The following is a 21,228-nucleotide window of genomic DNA, read 5'->3' on the forward strand; positions in this document are numbered from 1 at the left end:
GGAAGCATTCACAAAAAAAGCGCCATTAGGCGCTTTTTTTATTTAGACAGATTTTTCACAAAATTGCATAAAGGCTTTGAGACCCGGTCCTTGGTATTTCTGACGATGTACCAACATGAATAATGGACGGGCAAGTTGCCAAAACGGCGTATCTAAAACCACCAATTGACCTTTTTCACGTAAAGGCTCAATTGCCAGTTTAGAAATACATGACATACCAAGACCACCTGCCACGATTTTTAGAATGGCTTCGTTATGACCCAAGGTTAAACGAATATTGGCATCTGGCAGGTCTTTTAAAATTGCGTTATCAAATACTTCACGTGTGCCTGAACCTTCTTCACGTAAGATCCATTCTACGTTATCAAAGTCAGCCGCAGTGAGTGCACGATCCAGCTTCGCTAAAGGGTGCTCAGGTGAACAGCACACAGCAAGTTCATCGTCACGCCAGTGAATACATTGCAGCTGTGGCAGATGACATGAACCTTCAATTAAGGCCAAATCCAACTGAAATTGGTTTACCGCTTCAATCATTTGGCGGGTATTGCCGACTTGAAGTTGTAAATGTGCTTGAGGCTGAATTTGTAGGAAATCTGCCATGAGGTCTGGCATCAAGTAGTCACTGATGGTTAGGGTCGCACCCAAACGCAGATCAATACTTTGTAGTTCGCCTTTGGCTGCTTGTTCAAAAGCTTCGCAGCGCCCTAAAATTTCCAAAGCTTGTGGCAATAAAAAACGACCCAAGTCATTCAATTGCAAGCGTTTACCAAGTCGGTCAAACAGTGGAGCACCGAGACCATCTTCGAGGTCTGCCAATGCCATACTTGCTGCACTTTGAGTAAGTTTGACAGCATCACTGGCTTTGGTAACGGTACCTTCTTGAGCGACTGCTACAAAAACAGCCAACTGGCGTAAAGTCATGCGCATGAATCAGGCCTTAACATTTAAAAAATATTAATAAATTATGCTGTCATGCTAACATGAGCACAGTCTGTCACGCCACGTTCAAATCATGTCAATTGAAAAATTTAGCTTAGAAAAGGTTTTATCTGTACACCGTTGGACCAATACTTTGTTCAGTTTTACCATGACACGCCCTGCACATTTTAAATTCACCGCTGGTCAGTTCGCACGAATTGGTTTGAAAGTGGGCGATGAATTGGTGGTTCGTGCCTATTCTGTGGTGTCGTCACCCTTTGATGAAACTTTAGAATTTTTCTCTATCGTCGTTCCAGATGGTGCGTTTACCTCGAATTTACAGCATCTACAAGTGGGTGATGAGCTGTATTTAGAAAAAGTCCCTTATGGCTTCCTTACCTTGGCACGTTATCAGTTGCCATTGCCGAAGGACTTATGGCTGTTGGGGACAGGAACGGGTCTTGCACCATTTTTATCAATGCTACAAGACTTTGAAACGTGGTCTAAATACGAAAAAATTAATCTAGTCTACAGTGTGCGTACCGTATCAGAATTGGCTTATATCGAGCGTATTCAAGAAATCGCCGAGACCTTTGGTGAAGGGCATACGGGTTTTAAATTTATACCTATTGTGACACGTGATCCAAATGCACCGCTGCATGATCGTTTACCAGTTTTAATTGAAAATGGCGAGCTAGAACAGGCGGCGGGCTTAGCGTTTAATGTGGAAACGACGCATGTCATGTTGTGTGGTAATCCACAAATGGTTGATGACACCAAGGCAGCATTAAAGGCGCGTGGTTTGACCATGAACCGCCGTGGTGAAGGTAATATTGCTGTAGAAAACTATTGGTAAGGTGCCATGAAAAAAAGCTCATCGATGGATGAGCTTTTTTATTTTCGGAAAATAAATAACTGATGTTATGCATGCAAAAGTAATTTTGCATTTTTAAAATGATTTTTAAGCCAATTCGACGGAGTCTTACATCAAGGGAATGAATAAAGTGATTAGCCTTCGGCTGGAGGTACTCTTACGAAGCACGCTTCTCATTAGGCAAAATGAGAAGCGAAGCTTCGCAAGGAAACCATCTTGCGGAGCAGTGCTCCTCACCGCAAAACTCGTTCACTAGCGTCTAATTATCTAAAGTATCGCAAAAACATTTTTGATTAGAAGAATTCCTATCTCAAACACTTGCGGATGACGTTACCGCGTATCGTACTTTTATTTGAATCAAATTACGCTTCTGATGTTACTTCGTAACATCAGTTAAATAAACGTTTTGATGTTAATGCAGAATTTTATTTAAGAACTGCTGCGCTCGTTCACCACGAGGAGCATTAAAGAAATCATCTTTGCTGCAGTCTTCTACAATTTTTCCTTGATCCATAAAGATCACTCGGTCTGCAACCTGACGAGCAAAGCCCATCTCATGGGTTACACACATCATGGTCATACCTTCTTTGGCAAGACCCACCATTACATCAAGCACTTCGTTAATCATCTCTGGATCAAGTGCCGAAGTTGGTTCATCAAACAGCATGGCAATCGGGTCCATACTGAGCGCACGTGCAATGGCAACACGTTGTTGCTGTCCACCTGATAACTGTGCAGGAAATTTAGCGGCATGCGCACTCAAACCCACACGATCTAAATAAGCCAAGCCTTTTTTCTTGGCTTCGGCTTCTGATCGACCCAAGACTTTAACCTGCGCAATGGTCAGGTTTTCGGTAATGGATAAATGTGGAAACAATTCAAAGTGCTGGAACACCATACCGACACGACTACGCAATTTATTTAAATCGGTTTTTGGGTCATTAATGGAAATACCGTCGACTAAAATCGTACCGGCTTGAAAAGGCTCAAGTCCATTGACGGTTTTAATGAGCGTTGATTTGCCTGAACCTGAAGGTCCACACACGACAACCACTTCACCTTGTTTAATTTGAGTCGTGCAATCGGTAAGCACTTGAAAATCTTTATACCATTTACTGACATTTTGGAGGTCAATCATCGTTTTTTGATCGGTCATACACTTAACCTCCGTTGTAATTTTTTAACTGCATAGGTAGCGATCATACTAATAGTGAAATACACCAAACCAGCAAACAGAATGTATTGAGTTAACAATGACATAAGGTCGCCTCGAACATAGTTGGTGCGGAAAAAGTCTAACAGTCCGATGGCATAAACCATGGTTGAATCTTGGAACAGAATGATGGTTTGTTGTAAGAGAAGTGGCGTCATTTTGCGAAAAGATTGCGGCAAAATAATTAAGCGCATCGCTTGGCTATAACTCATACCGAGAGCATAAGCTGCAGATGTTTGACCTTTAGGAATTGATTGAATCCCGGCACGGACAATCTCTGAAAAGTAAGCCGCTTCAAATAGCATGAAGGCCACGATACTTGAAACGAGGGCAGTATCAATCGTTAGATAGTTACCCGTGATCCCTGTGTAGATAAAGGGTACGGCAAAGTAGAACCACATCAGCACCAAGAGCAAAGGAATAGAACGAAAGAGGTTCACATAGCCTTTAGCAAAAATATTAAATACTTTAATCGAGGACAGGCGCATCAACGCCAACAATGTCCCCATAAAGACACCACCAATGGTTGCCGTGATCACCACTTTGAGTGTGATGCTGAAACCATGCCATAGCGCAGGGCCAGACGCTTGGAGGTCTTGAATAAAAGAACTGAGCCATTCCATTATTTATCTCCTGCAATTAAGCCAGGAACGCGTAGGCGTTTTTCCAGAAAATTCATGAAACCAATTAAACAGATATTGATCACGATGAAAATAATGGTGACGTAGGTATAAATTTCGATGGTGTTTTGCGTGTATTCACTGATGGTTTTCATCTGTGAAATGATTTCTGCAACACCGACCAAGGAGGCGACTGAGGTGTTTTTGACACAGTTGGTCAACTCAGAGCTGAGGGGTGGCAAAATCGTGCGGAATGACTGCGGTAAGATCACATAGCGGTAAAGTTGAGCCGTGCTAAATCCCATGGCATAACCTGCATTGGTTTGCCCCAAAGGAAGTGCTTCAATACCTGTCCTGACTTGCTCACAGACCCGTGCAGCTGTAAAAAGACCCAAGCCGACACTTGCAGAAATTAAGGCGGTCGTATTTGCCCCAAGGTCATTCATCCACCAGCTTTTAATCGCAGCAGGGAGGAAGTTGGGCACAACATAGAACCATATAAACAGTTGAATCAATAAGGGTACATTTCGGAAAATAGTCACGTAGGCCGTACCAATACCTCGTGCTACAGGACTCGGTAGGGTACGCATAATACCCAAGATGCTGCCGAGCACCATCGCAATGCTCCATGCCACCAAAGCGATGACAAACAACCAGCCGATTCCAATTAAAATCCAATTCAGGTAGGTCGAATCACCTACACCAGTAGATTGGAACAGCACACCCCAATTCCAGCTATAATTCATAGGAACTCCCTATAATGAGCTTAAGCCAAAATCCGTTTGGCTTAAGCATCTTTAGAATGTTTAGGGAAAGTTATTCGTCACGGTCATGTGGATTACTAATCAATGCTTTTAATTGATCAGACATCGGGAAATTCAAATTGATATTTTTTGGTGGAATTGGCGTTTGGAACCATTTTTTATACATGTCATTGATTTCACCAGAGCTATAGGTCGCTTTGATTGCATCATCAACCACTTGTTTAAAACCAGTATCGCCTTTACGCATCATACAACCATAGATTTCATGAATCGGTGCTGTACCCACGATTTCCCATTTATTAGGATCTTTGGCTTTCGATTTTTCACCCGCCAGCAAAATATCATCCATCATAAATGCCGCTGCACGACCATTTTGTAGCATGAGGAAAGACTCAGCGTGGTCTTTGGCAGAAATGACTTCACCAATACCTAACTCTTTTTCATGTTGACGAATATAACGCTCAGATGTAGTTCCTGCCGTGGTGACTAATTTTTTACCTTTAAGGTCAGCGAAGTCTTTAATCCCAGAGTCTTTTGCAGTAAGTAAGCGTGAACCCACTTCAAAGAAACCTGTTGAGAAATCAACTTGTTGTTGGCGTTCTTTATTGTTGGTGGTTGAACCACACTCTAAGTCGACGGTGCCATTAGAAACTAATGGAATTCGGTTTTGGCTGGTCACTAAGTTATAACGGATTTTTAAATCGGGAAGATTTAATTGTTTTTTTACTGCTTCAACTACTTTTAATTGAAGATCATGCGCATAACCCACAGGTTGGTTTGGATTATCTGCGATATATGAAAATGGAATCGATGAATCGCGATAGCCTAAAACAATCGTGCCCGATTTTTTGATCTTATCTAAAGTCCCTGAGTCAGAAACAGCAGCTTCACTTCCTGCAGCTTTATCCGTTGTAGGTGCTTTATTGTCACTACATGCGCTAAGCCCTAAAGTGAGCGCACTTGCACAGAACAAAGTTGCTAAATGTTTTTTTGACGTCATCGTTAAAACTCCTTTTACCCTGATTTAATATCCACTTTTTATGATCTTGTTACGTATTTAGTTTTATTGCTCTGTTTTTAAGAATGTTTCAACAATAAAAAAGAGATCATTTTCTACATCTTAGGTGATAAATCGAACAAGGCTCAAGCAAAATTTATTGCCGAATTGTTACTAAGAAATGGGATAAGTTATGAAGATTTTTTATAAGTAAATTTGTTATAAGCGATTGAATATTAAATGAATTATATTTATTGTGAAATAGATAATGAAAATAAAAGGCCATAAAAAAACCTCCAAATGGAGGTTTTCGGGATTAAACTTTAGTTTAATCTCCGTGTTAATGCACAAACATATCCATAAATTCACGAATTTCTTGAATCGCTGTGTCTACGTCGGAAGTCAACCAAGTCGGTTCAAAAAAGCCAGCATAATGCTCCAGTCGATCTTGGGGAACAACTAAGCGAATCGGGCATTCTTCTTCGAGCAAGCGCCAAGGAATAATAGGCACTTCATTATCTAAAAAAGCCGCAATATTTCGAATATCAATCACCATCGCATTGATGCATTCAGGGAATGGCATCACTGAAAACTCTTCAGTACGTCGGCGGAAATATTCCAAATCACCCCATTTCAACACATAACTTGGCTTACTAAATTCAATAATGCCAATAAGATGCTGATCACGAGTGTAATGAAGGGAACATTGATGAGTGACGTCAGTGTCAAGATCAAGCGTTACACCTTGTTGATGGTACGCCATAGATTTGATAACAGGTGAAAAATAAGGTGCATGATTATAGCTCATTTCATCCATCAAAAGCAGAGAATTCCATCTAGCTCAAAAAAAGCATTTATTATCGCAACACTTCTCACGCTGTAAATAAATACGATTGAAATGGTGCATTCAGTTCATTGTCCGATATTTATACCTTAGCGATTGATTTTAAATCTAAAAATAAGTCATCTATCTAAACAGTAACACGGAAATAAATTGAATTGATCTTTCAAGTTACATGTTTTCACGGATTGTAATTGTTCTTCACACAACAAAGGATATTGTATTGCTAGTATAAAAAGTGAACGACGAACAACAAAATAGCGAGGGGAATATGACACACGATTTTAATAAACCGCCCCATACCACCAGCGCAGAAGAAACAACACAAAAAAAACGTATCCCAGTGTATATGCTAATTTTAGTGGGTATCTTCTTAATCGCGTTATTATTTTATATGTTTGCAGATATGAAACCGTCTGCTTCGGATGCACCACCTGATCATCCTGCACCGAATGCACAAACTGCAACTGCCAATGATACGACTAGCGGTACAGCGGGGGATGAAGCTGTTGCCAATGATTCAAATACAGCAACTGCGACAGATCATTGATGATAAATACATGAGACAGATTTACATGATTGCAAGATCTGAACCTTAAGCATCTCATCAGAATGACACAAATAAAGCCTTGGTTATGCCAAGGCTTTTTTACATTCAATTGTGAGCTTTTGTTGGAGTTATGCATACTTTGGTTGATTAAAAAATACGCAAAAACTAAGGTGGAAAAGAAAGCTCAAGTTTAAAGCACCAATGCTGTGTGATATCGCGGCATACGTAAAAATGCACATAACAACAGATCATGTATAACAATGAGGGCGAACGTATGAATGATTATCTGGGTGGTCCGCGTGGCCGTTTTGATGCCATGTATTATTGGGAACAGTTTCACCCCATTTTAAGTGCAGTAGCAATTCTCCTGATTGGTTGGGTCATTGCTTTATTGATTGCTGCTGGCGTCAAAAAAGTTCTGCAACAATTAGGTACAAATCAAAAACTTTCAAATGCAACTGGGCACCGTTCCAATGTTGAAAATATAGTCTCCAGAGTAGTGTTCTGGATTATTTTGATCATTGCCGTCATTGGTGCGCTCAATGTGCTGAATTTGACCAGTGTCAGTGGCCCATTCAGTAATATGATTCAGCAGTTCTTGTTATTTATTCCACAGCTCTTGGCTGCGGTAGCCGTGGGTTTTATTGGTTGGATCGTGGCGAGTTTGGTCAAAGTCGGTTCAAAAAAACTGCTTGATAAAACCCAACTCGATGAAAAACTTAGTTCTGAGGTTGGCGTCAGCCCTATCAGTCAAAATATCAGTGAAATTGTATATTGGCTGATTTTGTTACTTTTCCTACCGATTGTTTTATCGATCTTGGGTTTGAACGGTCTATTGTTCCCAATCCAAAATATGGTCACTGAAGTTGTTTCTTATCTTCCCAATATCTTTATTGCCGGTGTCATCGTCTTTGTGGGTTATATTTTGGCGAAGATTGTGCGAGGTATCGTGGAAGGCTTGGTGAACAGTTTGAGTTTGCAGCAGCAAGTCGAAAAAGTGGGCATGTTTAAAAACGCAAAACTTGCTCAAGTTTTGGGTAATTTTGTCTTTGCTATAGTCATTATCACTGCATTAATTGTGGCTTTCGAAGCACTTGGTATCGAGGCGATTTCTCAGCCTGCAACAGCCATGTTACATGAGATCATGTATGCGATACCGAACATCATTGCCGCAGGTTTAATCTTAATCTTGGCCTATGTGGTGTCACGCTTTGTAGCGCGTCTAGTTGTGGATGTGATCTCGGGTACAGGTGTTGATGCTGTACCAGAAAAATTAGACATACAACGCTTTTTGGGCAAAACCAAAGTGTCGGATGTTGTCGGTTGCCTCATTGTATTTTTCACAATGTTGTTTGCGGTATCTGAAGCTGCTAACCGTTTAGGCTTTGAGCAAATCAGTGCCTTGATTGCCATGTTTATCCAGTTCGGTGCAAGTATTTTACTTGGTGCTGTAATCTTGGTGGTGGGTTTCTGGCTTGCCAATATTGTGGCAAATGTGGTGCAACGAGGGGAATATAACAGTTCACGTTGGTTAGGTAATTTGGTCCGTGTGCTGATTATGGGCTTGGTTGTAGCCATGGGCTTGCGTGCCATGGGTATTGCCGACTCGATCGTGAATTTGGCCTTTGGTTTAACGCTTGGTGCGGTTGCTGTTGCATTTGCTTTGGCCTTTGGTTTAGGCGGTCGCAATCCAGCGGAACGATTGTTATCAGATCTTATTGATAAAGCAAAACGTGAAGCCAACGAACCGAATCCAGTACAGGAACAGGCGAAGGCAAAAACCACCTTTAATACGCCAACATCGTCTACAGCGAGTCCAACGCCATCAACATCTGTGATGACTTCTGAAGTGAAAACCGATGATGGCTATCCAAACATTCAACAGGCTGCTCCCGGTGTCAGTGAAAAAGAAACGGCCACGCCAGATCAGTTGGATGTAAACCCAAGTGATCAACCACAAAATAATCCATTTGGATCGACAGGCGAGGCTGAAAATTCGGCACCTTTAACCCCGCCAAAACCAGATGATCCAAATTAAACTATTCTGTCTTTAAAAAAATCGGCCACGCTTAAGTGGTCGATTTTAATGCTTTATAAGGAATATTGTATGGCAAAAGCACCGAATAAATTTTTAGCCCCAGTGATTATTGCAGGGATCACGGTGGGTTTTTTGGCAAGCGCACGACGCTTTATTTTTGCAAAACCAAAACGCACTAATTTGGAGCAGGCAGAACAATCACCGCCAAAAAGTGAAAAAAATTATACCAATCAGTCCAAAAATAATGATTGAAATTTACTCGAAAATTGGTATTTTAAGTAATAGTGATATATAGAATATTACTTAAAATATAAAAACTTAGGATTCATATTGCTGTCATGAATGACACTTATGATCCGTGCAAAGGAATGGCAAAATGGGGGTAATTTCAATGCTCAATACTTTAGTATCGACACTCAAACAAACCGCAAGCGTGCAACCACAACATATTTCAGTTGCCGTTGAAAAAATGGATCTGACAATTCAACGAACTTCGACGTCGTCAGTATCATTATTTAAAACCGACTATCTTGAATAAGTTAGATCGGGCATAAAAAAGGGCTGAATGAATCAGCCCTTTTTTATGCAGAGTTCATCTGTACGTTATGTTTAATTCATTCTAAGTCGAGATCAGACGTATTCAGAAGCCGCATGTGCAGAAGCCCATGCCCATTGGAAGTTGTATCCACCTAAATGCCCCGTTACATCGAGCACTTCACCAATAAAGTACAAGCCTTTCTGTTTTTTACTTTCCATGGTTTTTGATGAGACTTCAGTGGTATCCACACCACCGAGTGTAACCTCAGCAGTACGATAACCTTCAGTGCCTGATGGTTTCACTTCAAAGCTTTCTAAACGGCTTGCAATGAGTTCTAGTTTTTCATCACTGATATTGCCAATGGCTAATTCAGCTTGTTCAGGCCAAATCAGATTTTGTAATTCTATAACTACACTTTTCGGTAAGTGTTCATTGAACAATGTGCGCAGTAACACTTTTGGTTGACTGGATTTTTTAGATTTGAGGAAATCTAAAACATCTAAAGCTGGCAGGAAATTGATATTAAAACGTTGACCGACATCCCAGTAGTTTGAAAGCTGCAATGAGCTTGGGCCACTTAAACCACGGTGAGTAAAGAGTAAAGCCTCAGTAAAACTGTTTAACTCATTCGATAACGTGGCTTCAATAGCATTGCCGCTCAAGCGAGAGGTTACTTCTTTAAAACTATCTGAGAAAGTGAAGGGTACTAAGCCTGCGCGAGTGGGGTAGACGGAATGTCCGAATTGTTTGGCAATCTCATAGCCAATTCCTGAACCACCTAACGTAGGAATAGAAAGACCGCCACTGGCAATAACCACCGATTCTGCTTCAAAATAGCCTAGATTGGTTGCCACTTGAAAGCCTTGTTCTGGCATGGTATTGACTGCTTTTACTTCGCAGTTGGTTTTAATATCCACCAAGCCTGTTTTGTCACATTCTGCCAATAGCATGGCGAGAATTTCTTTTGCACCATTTTGGGTAAATAACTGTCCATGTTTGCGCTCTTCGTACTCTATGCCATATTCGCAGACCATACCAATGAAGTCCCAGTTGGTATAGCGAGTTAATGCTGAAATAACAAAGTGTGGATTATGTGAAATATAATTTTCTGGTTCGACATACAAATTGGTGAAATTGCATTTACCACCACCAGACATTAGGATTTTTTTGCCAACTTTATTGGCTTTTTCAACCACCAAAACTTTGCGTCCACGCTGCGCCGCTTTATATGCCGTCATTAAGCCTGATGCACCAGCACCTAAAACAAGGACATCATATTGATTTTGCGACATGGTAAGTTTCCGCGTGGAAGAAAGGACGCAGGATTATACGCTTTTTAGCGCTTCGGTTGAACCTTTCAGGCGACCTTGTAGGCCACCAGTATGGATCACTAAAACACGCTGATGGTTTGTAATCTGACCCCGCTCAATCATACTGAAAATACCTCGCAGCATTTTAGCCGTATAAACCTGTTCTAATGGGACCGCATAGCGTTGTTCAAAGTCCCGCATAAACTGTAATAGTTCCGGCGTTGTTTTGGCATAGCCGCCACAGCAAAATTCATTACTGATGTTCCAATTGGTTTTCTGCGTCAACTGAGCAACATCGTCGCAAAGAAAATTACCTTTGAGCGCTGAAAAACCTAGAACATGTTGATGTTCCGCACTGGCTTCGATCAAGCCCGTTATGGTTCCACCTGTACCGACTGCACAGCAGATGAGATCAAAATTTTGTTGATTTTCATGGCTTAAGATTTCCGTACAGCCACGGATAGCCAATGCATTAGTTCCACCTTCAGGAATGACATAATGTTCGGGATATTGCTGTCGTAATTGCGCTAAAGCGTCTACTTGTTTCATTTCCCGATACTGTTGGCGTGTGACAAAATTGAGCTGCATACCAAACTGTTCGGCGGTAGCTAAAGTAGGATTTCGGGCTTGATGTTGTAATTCTTCCCCACGGATGATGCCTAGACTACCGAATCCAAATAAATGTGCGGCAAATGCGGTGGCTGCAATGTGATTTGAATAAGCGCCCCCAAAGCTAAGCACGTGTTTAACCCCTAATTTCTGAGCCTCAATAAAATTATATTTAAGTTTATAAAATTTATTGCCTGATATTTGTGGGTGTACTAAGTCCAAACGCTTAATACACAAATCAACCCCTTGATATTGAATAGTCTGCTCAGGAATGGCGTGGGCAATAGATTCAAACATGTTGGTGATCGTTATCTTGGTGGTTAGAGGTCAAATAGGTAGGCATTGTAAAACGGCAGGTGCAGAAGATGAAATCCTTTGCATCTTGTTCTATTCATCTTTACTTAAAGCACTTCACTACTAGCATCCGCTAACTAGCAACATCAACTAACTAGCAACATCAACAGAGGTGACGACAGACATACCGGGCCAAACCTTGTTGATTAGGATCAATTGCAATTTTCACGGCAATGCGTTGCACGACTTTGGTGAAATTTCCTGTAGCATTGTCAGGTTTCAATACACTAAATTCAGAACCAGCCGCAGGGGAGATTTGCTCAACTTTGCCGTAAAATTTTTGATGTTTCATACCATCGACGCTGAACCAAGCTTTTTGACCAATATGCATATCTGCAATTTGCGTTTCTTTAAAGTTAGCAGTCACCCAGCGCTGCTGTGGAATTAAATACATCAGTTGAGAGCCTGCAGCAACATATTGACCAATACGCGGGCTGACTTCACCAAGCTGACCATCCATAGGTGCCACAATCGTGCTGTAGTCTTTAGTGGTCACTGCCTGATCAAATTGTGCTTTGGCACTATTCACTTGCGCTTTAAGCCCTGTCGCTGCAACTTGTGCAGTTTTGAATGATTCTTTGGCAACTAGTAAATTGGCTTCTGCTTGATGAAGTTGGGCCAAACTATTTTTAGCGTCTGCAATCGCTTTATCTTGTTCTGATTTCGATGCAGCGCCAGTATTGCCGAGTTGTTGGTAGCGCGTCATTTGTGCAAGAGCTAATTCATAGGCCGCACGTGATTGGTCCACTTTCGCTTCGGCTGCCGTAATATCTGCTCTGCGTTGTTCAATGGCTTGACTTTGATTGGCAAGAGAGTTCTGTGCTTGTTCCACCCCAGATTCAGCCTGTGTGACTTTTTGATCATAGGTCGTTGCATCGATATGCATAAGCACTTGACCTTTTTTCACATGATCAAAATCCGTCACCAAAACATCTTTCACATAACCATTAATTTGTGATGAAAGCACCGTGGTTTTGCCTTTGACATAGCTATTTTCAGTCGACTCGATACTGTTATGAAATGGACCAATCCGCCACGCCCATAAGATCAGCGCAATTCCCAACAAGAGGATGATCAACATAAAAATCAAGGTACGCTGCGGCGTAGAAATAAGCTTACTCGATGGCGCAGGCATAGCGGTTGCTGTTTGTGGTTGCTGCGGTGCTGCTTGCTCAGTGGGTTTATGGTCTTCGGTCATGTTGTTCTCAATATCGATTAGGTCATTTGGCGGTTGCTTATGTTGTGTAAGTCGGGAAAATTTTAACTACTATCCGTGCGTTGCTGTTGGCGTAATTGATATTTATTTTTGCCCATCAGCAATAAACCCCAAAGCAACAATAAAACGGCGAATATGCCATTTAAAAAAATCACATCGTTATAGGCTCGAACTTGGGCTTCTCTAGTGATGGTTTGATTAAGGCTACGTATGGCTTGTTGTTGGTCTAAATTTGAGTCTAAAGAATATTGATGCGCACTTTGCGCCAATTGTTGTAGGCGCTGTTCGACTATAGGGGAGGTTTTCGATAAATCATTATAAATCTGTGCCTGATAGGTTTGGGTACGCATTTGCTGATAGGTCGAAAAGAACGATGAGCCGACGAGACCACCAAAAGTTTGCGTTGCAGAAAATAGTACGATAAACGTCACCATGTGCGATGGGCCTTTTTGCAAAGCACTGACAATGCCTGTAAGCAAAAGTGGGCCAATAAACATGCCACTGGCAAAGCCCACCAAAAACTGACTCCAATAAAAATCATGTGGTCGTACATCACTGGTCAGATGGTAATCCAGTGCACAGGCAAAGAGCACGAGACCTGCTGCACCGAGCAGATGAAGCACAATTTTTTCTTTGGAAAAGGTCAGGGCACTAAACACTGTGCCTAAGACAATTCCGATCAGCACAACGGTATAAAAAGAAACGAATTGGTCGGGTCCCATGCCCATGGTTTTCAAAAAATTCACGGCCGCATAGCTTTGTTCTGACATGAGAAAGCGAATGGCAAAGGCACCAATAATAAAACTCACGGTAGACGATGTTCCGAGCCAGCGTGTGACAATCAGGGGGTTGACCCGAAAATGTTCATAGGTCAGGCCGACAACTAAAAGAATCAAAGCGGCGATGAGTAAATAGGCCAACCATTCAGCCTCAAACCACCAAAGAATCGGGCCTTGAGTTAGCACGATACATAGCAAAGCAAAGCCGGGTGCTAATAATGCAAAGGTGAATAAATCTTGCTTTTCAAACACTTCTATACGTAGGCTTCGTGGCAGTTTTAGAGAGACCACCATCGCCAAACAACATAAGGCTAAACCTAATTCAAAGGTGTAAAAAATAGACCAATCGTTGACATCGACCAGATAGGGCGACATGATCCATGCCAGTGGAATCCCCAACTGCTGAAAGCCCAAAGCTAGATAAAGCCCACGACCAAAATGAGCACGTTTAAACGCTTGCATGATGTAATACATCCCAAGCGAACTGAGTGGAGCTGCAAGTAAGCCGCTAATCACCCGTGCAAAAATTGCCATTTCATAGGTATGGACGAATAAATGCAGCACCATCACAGCGATAAATAAAACCAAACCAATTTCTGAAAATAGCCTAAATCCATATTGTTGACGGGCTTTAAATAAGATCAGGTTAGAGCTGACATTGGCCATAACAAATGCCGCAGGAATCCATGCCGCTTCTGAAGGCGTTAAACCATATTCACCTTGTAGAAGGGGTAAATTTGCCGTGATAAATCCATTACTTAAACTCCCCGAGATCGCAACAAATAAACCGATAAAGAAGTATAAAAAACGCTTATAGGTGGGATGTGCAATGGCAGCGGGAGAGCCGGGCAAAGTCGGTTTTTCTTCGGGTGTCCAATCCGGAGCAGGTTCCAATAAACGTGGAGATTTGGACATGACGTATTACCCGCAAATACCATGTAGTAAAAACTCAACGGCACGTTTGGCGAGTTTTTCCTGATCTGCTTCGGTATGGCCTTGTAAAGCTGCACGTAAAATGGAAGTGACCATGGCATAGTCTGCCGGTTTAAAGTCTGCTCGACAGCGACCATTTTGAATGGCCTGATCAATCATCGGTTGCAAAATGGCATCACGTCGTTGGTATATTTCAACCATGGCAGGATCATCTCGATCGATCACGCGCCAATATTCCATTAGGGCTGTGAGATAGGGAATATTATAAATATGGTCTTGAATGAGGCGAATAAATCCATCATCGAACTGTGCATAATTAAGCGCACGCTGTTCAAGTCGGTTCAAGGCAGCTTGCATTAAGGCGCGTACCAACTCACGACGGTCATTAAAATTACGATAAAACGTCGCACGTCCAACTTGAGCCTGATCCATGATGAGTTGTAAAGGCGCATTGATTCCGTGAATACGGAATACCTCAACCGCAGCTTCTAAAAGCACTTCTCGGTTTTGCGCAGCGAGTTGTTGACGTGTGGACATTATTCTTTGACATCATCATTCTAAATTTATCTAGCTATTAAACGGACAAAAGTGTCCGAAGTAAAATCGTATTCGATAGCAGTTTTGTAACTTGTCTTTTATGTAGTTCAAATGAAATGAATAAATTATTTATTTTTAAAGGAAAAAATTCATATCTGCATGAATTTTCATCCGCATTCGTAAGACCCTCGAGACATAATTCCTGACAATTAACCCTAAATCGGCAGATAAATAAGGTGAATATCTGCACAAAAATGCTATGCTGAATTTATAAGCAAGATAATTATAAAAATGGAGGGCATCCAATGAGCAAATTAAGTCGGGCTGTGCTGCCTATGCTGTGCCTGTGCAGTTTTTGGATGGTTGGCTGTGATACGACTGACGAATTGCATCGTCCTCAAAATGAACATCGCACTATGATCATTGGCGGTGTCCCTGTAAATGACCATGACTATAAATTACCGCGTGAAGATGTTGCGCTCAATGAAGCTGCCGCAGATGATGATTAGCAGCTATATGCATCAAAAATAGGGTGGACATACTGTCAGTACACGGTAGTGAGACGTGACATGTAAAGAGTCACAGATGCAGTGTGCTACGTCAGATGTGTGAACATTTTGAAGTAGACGTCTTACTTCTGCAGTTTAGTTTGTTGGATTAAAGCCTTACAAACATTTAAAAAGGCTCTGTACTCGCCCAGTATGCCCGAACTGGAATGAACCGTGGTTCAAATGCTTAAATCAGGTCAATCTATCAGGTCTATTTGCCAATTTGATGCCTGAATTTCTAAGTTATTTTGTCTAAGTTGCTGACTAATGCTATCTGCCTGTTTCTGTAAATCTGCCACTGCAATGGTTTTAATCCAACGGATTTCACTTGAGCTATAACGACCATTTTCACGGCGTGAGCTGTCAATAGCTTGTTGCAAGATACGATGCTGTTGGGTCAATAAATCACGTTCATTGAGGACCGAAAGCATGCAGCGTCCTGAACTGGTTTTAGCCTGTGCATTGGTGGCGTGAATCTTTTCAATTAAGCCATAAAGTTCTGTATTTACGGCAAATGCTTCTTGAATTAAAGCATTCGGTTCTTCGCTAGGTGCATCACCTTCTTGAATGAGCACGTTGTTATTGATTCGTTGTTGCAGCGAGGCCAATTTTGTTTGTAAGTCACTGCGTAAAAGTAGGGCTTCGGCTAATTTCATTGTCTTGATATTAATTTGTACTTTTAGCGATCATGCGATGGATTAATGCGGTATTCAAGTTATTTATAGTGAAAAATTTGGTCAATTAAAATAAACACTGCAAATTATAGAGAGAAATTCAGAGAGTCTATCTGTAAAATTGCCACGAATTTAAGTGAAAACGGTGTGACAGTGGAATCATTTTGGATTTTAGGCTCGATTGCGGCAGCGCTATTACTTGGTGCAATGAGCCCGGGGCCAACGTCAATTTATGTGGCGAAGAATTCCATTGCAATTTCACGTAAACACGGTTTATTTACTGCACTTGGTACAGGTTTGGGCGCTGCAATATTTGGGCTTTTAGCGGTATTGGGTTTGCAGGCATTTTTATTGGCTGTACCTTCTGCATATTTGGCTTTAAAAATTTGTGGTGGTTTATACCTGCTTTGGATGGCATTTAAAATTATAAAACATGCCAAAGAACCGATTGAAACTGGTGATGCCAGCAGCTCGCAGATATCACTCCGTCGAGCCTTTACGACTGGTTTAATTACCCAGTTGTCGAATCCGAAAATTGCAATTGTGTTAGCCAGTATTTTTACGGCACTTTTACCGAAAGACATTCCGACGTATTTTTACTTTGTACTGCCAGTTTTGTGTTTCTTTATTGATGCTGGCTGGTGTTCATTGGTCGCTGTGGCTTTGTCGGCAGAAAAACCACGCAAAGTGTATTTGAAGTTTAAAGCGGGTTTTGATCGGGCAGCTGGGGCAGTGATGACAGTGCTTGGATTAAAGCTGATTTTGGGGATGAAGTGATTTACAGTTAAGGTGTAAAGAAATATATTAAAATACAATAATTTATTTTTGAATTTTAATATGTCTAATTACATTTCAGAACCTAATAAGCACATTGAAGACTACTTAGACTATTATTTCGATGGAAATAAGAATTTTGAATATGCTGTATTGTTGAATGGAGCATGGGGTAGTGGCAAGACATGGTTTGTAAAACAATATTTAGAAAAGAAAAAAGATCAGGGAAAAAAGATTTGTTATGTGAGTTTAAATGGTATTACTAAGACTTATATGATTGATGAAGCTATTTTTAAAAGTATTCATCCAATTCTTGGGAGTAAAAGTGCAAAATTAGCAGGTCAAATTTTAAAAGGTACATTGAAAGCAACAATTAGAGTTGATTTAGACAACGATGGTAAATCAGATGGAAATATCTCAGGTAGCATTCCCAATATTGATTTACCAGATTATCTAAAAATTAATGATAACTTCGTATTAGTTTTTGATGATTTAGAACGTTGTGAGTTAAAAAAAGAGGAAGTACTTGGCTATATTAATTACTTTGTAGAGCAGGAAGGAATTAAAACCCTTATTGTGTCGAATGAAGAAGAAATTAAAGATAATGAAGAATATACTAGAAAAAAAGAAAAACTTATTGGAGCAACTTTTTATTATATAGAGGATCAAGAGTTAGCAATTAGAAGTATTCTACATGAGGTTGAAAATAGAGATTTAAACAACCTGCTCACTTCAAATTTTGAATTAATAAAGCAAACTTTTAACCAAGTAGGCTATAAAAATTTACGATCTTTTAAGCAAGCAATTTTTGACTTTGAAAGATTTTATAAAAAAGAATATTTTTCTTATAAAGATTGTTTTGATCCTGACATTTTTAAAAAAGTATTAAAGGTTTTTTTAACACTTTCATTGGAAAATAAAAAAGGAAGATTTAAAGGAGAAATCTTAAAATTTAAGCTTGATGACAAAGAACCTTCGACCAATGAAGAAAAAAGGACTAGTGCTTTTCAACATCTTGTCAGCTATGTTGGTGAAGATGCACACGGTTTCCATAAAAAGTATCAAATGAATCTGAATGATTATATTTTTACTCAAAAGCTTTGGGATCAAATTCTGAATAAAAATATTATTTTAGATAAAATAATTCACGATGAGTTATATGAGTCATATTTTAGATTACAAGAAGAGTCACCCACTTGGTTTAAACTTTGGCATTATTTGGATTTAGAACAAAAAGAGTTCGAAGAACTAGTCAAAGAAGCAAAATTAAGTATTGAACATCAAAGTTTAACTAATGTAACAGATATTCTTCATACGGTTAGTATGTTGGTATATTTCAAAGAAAAAAGTCTCATTTTCTGCTCAATTGAAAGTCTATTAATGTTAGCAATTAGCCAATACAAAAAAATTGTAAATTTACAGGAAAATATTAAAAAATTTGGTTATTTTGATATTAGTGATGAGTCTGGTGGATATGGATTGTATGCTAGAGAAATTCCAGTTTTTCAAAAATTTATACAGGATATTGCTCAAGCATATGAAGATAAATATATTGAAAAAAATGAAGAAAGAGGAAAATTATTATTAACATTAATGGAAAATGATAGTTATGAGTTTCACCAACAAATTACGAATAAATTTTACGATTATCCAATCTTAAATGTATTAGAACCTCAAGACTTTCTTAATCAACTTTTTAAAATTAACTATAGATGTGCTATGTCTGCGATAGATGGATTAAAATCACGCTATACAGCACGTTCCCAAGCTAAAATTTATTTACAGGAAGAAAACTGGTTTGAGCGACTTATTGTAGTAACAAATGAAAAACTAGCTCAGCCTATAACTATTTTGGAAAAGCATAAATTACAAGATAAATTTTTGCCTAACTTAACAGAAATTAAGAACACCGCATACAAAGGCTAAATCGTACTTTCATGGAAAAGTTAATAAATTAAAAGCCAAAAAAAGCCCCCTACAACGTAGAGGCTTTTTCTTATCTTAATCTAAAAATTAAGACACTTTATCACCAGCTTTAGCACCAGTTTCAGGTGAAATCACCCAAACACCTTCGCCATTACCCGCAGCTAAAACCATACCGTTAGAAATACCAAAACGCATCTTACGTGGAGCAAGGTTCGCCACCATCACCACCAATTTGCCTTTTAAGTCTTCAGGTTGGTAGAACTCACGAATACCGCTAAATACGTTACGTGGCTCAGCTTCACCGACATTTAAAGTCAATTGAAGCAGTTTGTCAGAACCTTCAACGTGAGCAGCTTCTAAAACTTCCGCCACACGCAAGTCAACTTTCATAAAGTCTTCGATACCGATAATTTCAGCTTCGCCAACTTTAAGCTCAGGTTTCTTTTCAGCTTTCTTCTCTTTTTTCTTCTCAGCTTTTGGTGCTTCCGCAGGTGCAGCTAAAGAGTCTTTAGACGCATCAACCATCGCAGCAACCGCTTTCGGGTCTACACGTTGCATCAATGGTTGGAACAATGCAATTTCATGATCAACTAAAATCGTTTTGCCTGAAGCAAAGTCGAAAGATTCTAATTTTAAGAAGCTTTGAACTTCTGCTGCCAATGTAGGAAGTACTGGCGCAAGGTAAACCGCCAATTGACGGAACAAGTTGATGCCGACAGAACATACGTCATGCACTTGTTGTTCTTCGCCTTCAATCTTCGCAAGTGCCCAAGGCTTTTTCTCGTCGATATATTGGTTGGCTTTATCAGCAAGCGCCATGATTTCACGGATGGCTGCAGAGAACTCACGTGCTTCATATTGAGCAGCGATTGACGCACCTGCATCAATAAAGCTTTGTACCAATTCAGGCTCAGCACAATTTGCAGAAAGTTTGTTATCAAACTTAGTATTGATGAACTTGGCACAACGGCTTGCGATGTTCACGACTTTACCAACCAAGTCAGAGTTTACTTTCTGAACGAAATCATCAAGGTTCAAGTCAGAATCTTCAACTTTGTCAGAAAGTTTAGACGCGAAGTAGTAACGTAAGTATTCAGGGTTTAAATGCTCAAGATACGTTTCCGCTTTAATGAACGTACCGCGAGATTTAGACATCTTCTGACCGTTTACAGTCAAGAAACCGTTTACGAATAAGCTTGTTGGGGTACGGTAGTTTGCACCTTCAAGCATTGCAGGCCAGAACAACGCATGGAAGTAAACGATGTCTTTACCAATGAAGTGATAAACTTCATTTTTCGAATCTTTTTTCCAGTAGTCGTCAAAGCTTAGGTCAGGACGTTTAGTTTTGATGTAGTTTTCAAAGCTCGACATATAGCCGATTGGCGCATCTACCCAAACGTAGAAATATTTGTTTGGCGCATCTGGAATTTCAAAACCGAAGTAAGGCGCATCACGCGAGATATCCCAATCAGACAGACCTGCTTCAAACCATTCATCCAATTTGTTGGCAATCGACACAGGTAGACGACCTTCATCACGTGTCCATTTTTGTAGGTATTCACCAAAGTTCGGCAGTTTAAAAAAGTAGTGATCTGAAGATTTCTCTACAGGAGTCGCACCACTTAAAGTCGATTTTGGATTGAGTAATTCAGTTGCGTTATAGGTTGTACCGCACACTTCACAAGAGTCGCCGTATTGGTCTTCTGCTTTACATTTTGGGCATGTGCCTTTAATGAAACGGTCAGACAAGAACATCGCTTTTTCAGGGTCAAACAATTGCGTAACAGGGCGTACAGCAATGTTGCCTGCTTCACGGTTCTTAATATAAATCTCAGAAGCGCGTGCTTGGTTTTCAGGGCTGTTGGTTGAGTCGTAATGGTCAAAGTCAACTTTAAAGCCAGCAAAGTCACGCTCATGTTCTTTTTGAACATTGGCAATTTGCTGTTCAGGTGTAATACCGTTTGCTTCCGCACGGAGCATGATCGCTGTGCCGTGAGCATCGTCCGCACATACATAAGTCACGTTATGACCCATTGCACGCATCGCACGTACCCAAATATCTGCTTGGATATAACCGAGTAAATGACCCATATGAATTGGGCCATTCGCGTATGGAAGGGCGTTAGTAACTAAAATATTACGCACGGATATGACTCTCTCATTCGTATTTATGCAATGGGCTGTAATTTTACATGAGATAGCCAGTACTTGCACA

The 21,228-nt window shown here is 40.4% G+C and carries 20 protein-coding genes and 1 pseudogene; 8 read left to right on the forward strand and 13 right to left on the reverse strand.

Translation table 11 applies throughout. The annotated features are described in order from the left end of the window. Positions 1 to 42 precede the first annotated feature (42 nt). Positions 43 to 927, reverse strand: coding sequence for a LysR family transcriptional regulator GigC (gene gigC, locus FTV03_RS01770; RefSeq protein WP_078191091.1), 885 nt, complete (start codon positions 925 to 927; stop codon positions 43 to 45). A gap of 85 nt (positions 928 to 1,012) precedes the next feature. Between gigC and FTV03_RS01775 the strand changes: the two genes are divergently transcribed. Beyond that, the gene (locus FTV03_RS01775; RefSeq protein WP_180025850.1) at positions 1,013 to 1,774 is read left to right on the forward strand and encodes a ferredoxin--NADP reductase; all 762 of its coding nucleotides are present in this window, start codon (positions 1,013 to 1,015) and stop codon (positions 1,772 to 1,774) included. Between the two features lie 430 nt (positions 1,775 to 2,204). Here the strand turns inward: FTV03_RS01775 and FTV03_RS01780 are convergent, their stop codons facing one another. The 5 genes from FTV03_RS01780 to FTV03_RS01800 form a co-directional block, all read right to left on the reverse strand. Then, positions 2,205 to 2,948: an amino acid ABC transporter ATP-binding protein gene (locus FTV03_RS01780; RefSeq protein WP_078191089.1), complete on the reverse strand. Its 744-nt coding sequence runs from the start codon at positions 2,946 to 2,948 to the stop codon at positions 2,205 to 2,207. Next, positions 2,945 to 3,628: an ABC transporter permease subunit gene (locus tag FTV03_RS01785; protein WP_180039667.1), complete on the reverse strand. Its 684-nt coding sequence runs from the start codon at positions 3,626 to 3,628 to the stop codon at positions 2,945 to 2,947. The genes FTV03_RS01780 and FTV03_RS01785 overlap by 4 nt, the downstream gene beginning before the upstream one ends. Next, positions 3,628 to 4,371, reverse strand: coding sequence for an amino acid ABC transporter permease (locus FTV03_RS01790; RefSeq protein ID WP_078191087.1), 744 nt, complete (start codon positions 4,369 to 4,371; stop codon positions 3,628 to 3,630). The genes FTV03_RS01785 and FTV03_RS01790 overlap by 1 nt, the downstream gene beginning before the upstream one ends. A 70-nt stretch (positions 4,372 to 4,441) precedes the next feature. Continuing rightward, entirely contained in the window at positions 4,442 to 5,389 is a 948-nt protein-coding gene (locus FTV03_RS01795; protein WP_180039669.1) for a transporter substrate-binding domain-containing protein, read from the reverse strand. A gap of 337 nt (positions 5,390 to 5,726) precedes the next feature. Beyond that, complete coding sequence (locus FTV03_RS01800) at positions 5,727 to 6,149, reverse strand: hypothetical protein (RefSeq protein ID WP_078191199.1); 423 nt, start codon at positions 6,147 to 6,149, stop codon at positions 5,727 to 5,729. Between the two features lie 349 nt (positions 6,150 to 6,498). Here FTV03_RS01800 and FTV03_RS01805 point away from each other — a divergent pair, with 349 nt between their 5' ends. From FTV03_RS01805 to FTV03_RS01820, 4 genes are all read left to right on the forward strand, one after another. Then, positions 6,499 to 6,777 carry a hypothetical protein gene (locus FTV03_RS01805; protein WP_078191085.1) on the forward strand — a complete coding sequence of 93 codons (279 nt, stop codon included), beginning with the start codon at positions 6,499 to 6,501 and terminating at the stop codon, positions 6,775 to 6,777. A gap of 274 nt (positions 6,778 to 7,051) precedes the next feature. Beyond that, positions 7,052 to 8,815, forward strand: a complete 1,764-nt coding sequence (locus FTV03_RS01810; RefSeq protein WP_180039671.1) for a mechanosensitive ion channel — start codon at positions 7,052 to 7,054, stop codon at positions 8,813 to 8,815. A 69-nt stretch (positions 8,816 to 8,884) separates the two neighbouring features. Beyond that, positions 8,885 to 9,067, forward strand: a complete 183-nt coding sequence (locus FTV03_RS01815) for a hypothetical protein (protein ID WP_168378574.1) — start codon at positions 8,885 to 8,887, stop codon at positions 9,065 to 9,067. A 124-nt stretch (positions 9,068 to 9,191) separates the two neighbouring features. Next, positions 9,192 to 9,353 carry a hypothetical protein gene (locus tag FTV03_RS01820; protein WP_162689753.1) on the forward strand — a complete coding sequence of 54 codons (162 nt, stop codon included), beginning with the start codon at positions 9,192 to 9,194 and terminating at the stop codon, positions 9,351 to 9,353. Positions 9,354 to 9,445: 92 nt separating this feature from the next. Here the strand turns inward: FTV03_RS01820 and FTV03_RS01825 are convergent, their stop codons facing one another. The 5 genes and pseudogenes from FTV03_RS01825 to FTV03_RS01845 form a co-directional block, all read right to left on the reverse strand. Next, positions 9,446 to 10,645 (reverse strand): NAD(P)/FAD-dependent oxidoreductase, encoded by a 1,200-nt coding sequence (locus FTV03_RS01825; RefSeq protein ID WP_180039672.1) that lies wholly within the window; start codon positions 10,643 to 10,645, stop codon positions 9,446 to 9,448. Between the two features lie 33 nt (positions 10,646 to 10,678). After that, a complete protein-coding gene (locus FTV03_RS01830; protein WP_180039674.1) occupies positions 10,679 to 11,569 on the reverse strand; it encodes a 1-aminocyclopropane-1-carboxylate deaminase/D-cysteine desulfhydrase in 891 nt (296 codons plus the stop codon). 147 nt (positions 11,570 to 11,716) lie between these two features. Continuing rightward, positions 11,717 to 12,824: pseudogene (locus FTV03_RS01835) on the reverse strand (HlyD family secretion protein). Positions 12,825 to 12,886: 62 nt separating this feature from the next. After that, positions 12,887 to 14,536, reverse strand: a complete 1,650-nt coding sequence (locus FTV03_RS01840; RefSeq protein WP_180039676.1) for an MFS transporter — start codon at positions 14,534 to 14,536, stop codon at positions 12,887 to 12,889. A gap of 6 nt (positions 14,537 to 14,542) precedes the next feature. Further along, positions 14,543 to 15,091 (reverse strand): TetR/AcrR family transcriptional regulator, encoded by a 549-nt coding sequence (locus FTV03_RS01845; RefSeq protein WP_180039678.1) that lies wholly within the window; start codon positions 15,089 to 15,091, stop codon positions 14,543 to 14,545. Between the two features lie 305 nt (positions 15,092 to 15,396). Here FTV03_RS01845 and FTV03_RS01850 point away from each other — a divergent pair, with 305 nt between their 5' ends. Then, the gene (locus FTV03_RS01850; RefSeq protein WP_078191077.1) at positions 15,397 to 15,600 is read left to right on the forward strand and encodes an NF038215 family lipoprotein; all 204 of its coding nucleotides are present in this window, start codon (positions 15,397 to 15,399) and stop codon (positions 15,598 to 15,600) included. Between the two features lie 236 nt (positions 15,601 to 15,836). Here the strand turns inward: FTV03_RS01850 and FTV03_RS01855 are convergent, their stop codons facing one another. Beyond that, on the reverse strand, positions 15,837 to 16,295 hold the full coding sequence (locus FTV03_RS01855; RefSeq protein WP_168378581.1) for a DIP1984 family protein: 459 nt from the start codon (positions 16,293 to 16,295) through the stop codon (positions 15,837 to 15,839). 171 nt (positions 16,296 to 16,466) lie between these two features. On the opposite strand from FTV03_RS01855, the gene FTV03_RS01860 reads away from it, so the two are divergent. Together FTV03_RS01860 and FTV03_RS01865 are read left to right on the forward strand one after the other, a co-directional pair. Beyond that, positions 16,467 to 17,090, forward strand: a complete 624-nt coding sequence (locus FTV03_RS01860; protein WP_180039680.1) for a LysE family translocator — start codon at positions 16,467 to 16,469, stop codon at positions 17,088 to 17,090. Positions 17,091 to 17,150: 60 nt separating this feature from the next. Next, positions 17,151 to 19,013, forward strand: coding sequence for a P-loop NTPase fold protein (locus tag FTV03_RS01865; protein WP_168378583.1), 1,863 nt, complete (start codon positions 17,151 to 17,153; stop codon positions 19,011 to 19,013). Positions 19,014 to 19,100: 87 nt separating this feature from the next. On the opposite strand, the gene metG is transcribed toward FTV03_RS01865, so the two are convergent. Then, positions 19,101 to 21,158, reverse strand: a complete 2,058-nt coding sequence (metG, locus tag FTV03_RS01870) for a methionine--tRNA ligase (RefSeq protein ID WP_180039682.1) — start codon at positions 21,156 to 21,158, stop codon at positions 19,101 to 19,103. Between the last annotated feature and the right edge of the window lie 70 nt (positions 21,159 to 21,228).

Origin of the sequence: Acinetobacter sp. YH12218, assembly GCF_013417925.1 — a bacterium.
Taxonomy (GTDB): domain Bacteria; phylum Pseudomonadota; class Gammaproteobacteria; order Pseudomonadales; family Moraxellaceae; genus Acinetobacter; species Acinetobacter amyesii.

Bases quoted from the DNA above. Each gene is read 5' to 3' on its own strand.
- gigC (WP_078191091.1), bottom strand. From the start codon at position 927: ATGCGCATGACTTTACGCCAGTTGGCTGTTTTTGTAGCAGTCGCTCAA.
- FTV03_RS01775 (WP_180025850.1), top strand. From the start codon at position 1,013: ATGTCAATTGAAAAATTTAGCTTAGAAAAGGTTTTATCTGTACACCGT.
- FTV03_RS01780 (WP_078191089.1), bottom strand. From the start codon at position 2,948: ATGACCGATCAAAAAACGATGATTGACCTCCAAAATGTCAGTAAATGG.
- FTV03_RS01785 (WP_180039667.1), bottom strand. From the start codon at position 3,628: ATGGAATGGCTCAGTTCTTTTATTCAAGACCTCCAAGCGTCTGGCCCT.
- FTV03_RS01790 (WP_078191087.1), bottom strand. From the start codon at position 4,371: ATGAATTATAGCTGGAATTGGGGTGTGCTGTTCCAATCTACTGGTGTA.
- FTV03_RS01795 (WP_180039669.1), bottom strand. From the start codon at position 5,389: ATGACGTCAAAAAAACATTTAGCAACTTTGTTCTGTGCAAGTGCGCTC.
- FTV03_RS01800 (WP_078191199.1), bottom strand. From the start codon at position 6,149: ATGGCGTACCATCAACAAGGTGTAACGCTTGATCTTGACACTGACGTC.
- FTV03_RS01805 (WP_078191085.1), top strand. From the start codon at position 6,499: ATGACACACGATTTTAATAAACCGCCCCATACCACCAGCGCAGAAGAA.
- FTV03_RS01810 (WP_180039671.1), top strand. From the start codon at position 7,052: ATGAATGATTATCTGGGTGGTCCGCGTGGCCGTTTTGATGCCATGTAT.
- FTV03_RS01815 (WP_168378574.1), top strand. From the start codon at position 8,885: ATGGCAAAAGCACCGAATAAATTTTTAGCCCCAGTGATTATTGCAGGG.
- FTV03_RS01820 (WP_162689753.1), top strand. From the start codon at position 9,192: ATGGGGGTAATTTCAATGCTCAATACTTTAGTATCGACACTCAAACAA.
- FTV03_RS01825 (WP_180039672.1), bottom strand. From the start codon at position 10,645: ATGTCGCAAAATCAATATGATGTCCTTGTTTTAGGTGCTGGTGCATCA.
- FTV03_RS01830 (WP_180039674.1), bottom strand. From the start codon at position 11,569: ATGTTTGAATCTATTGCCCACGCCATTCCTGAGCAGACTATTCAATAT.
- FTV03_RS01840 (WP_180039676.1), bottom strand. From the start codon at position 14,536: ATGTCCAAATCTCCACGTTTATTGGAACCTGCTCCGGATTGGACACCC.
- FTV03_RS01845 (WP_180039678.1), bottom strand. From the start codon at position 15,091: ATGTCCACACGTCAACAACTCGCTGCGCAAAACCGAGAAGTGCTTTTA.
- FTV03_RS01850 (WP_078191077.1), top strand. From the start codon at position 15,397: ATGAGCAAATTAAGTCGGGCTGTGCTGCCTATGCTGTGCCTGTGCAGT.
- FTV03_RS01855 (WP_168378581.1), bottom strand. From the start codon at position 16,295: ATGAAATTAGCCGAAGCCCTACTTTTACGCAGTGACTTACAAACAAAA.
- FTV03_RS01865 (WP_168378583.1), top strand. From the start codon at position 17,151: ATGTCTAATTACATTTCAGAACCTAATAAGCACATTGAAGACTACTTA.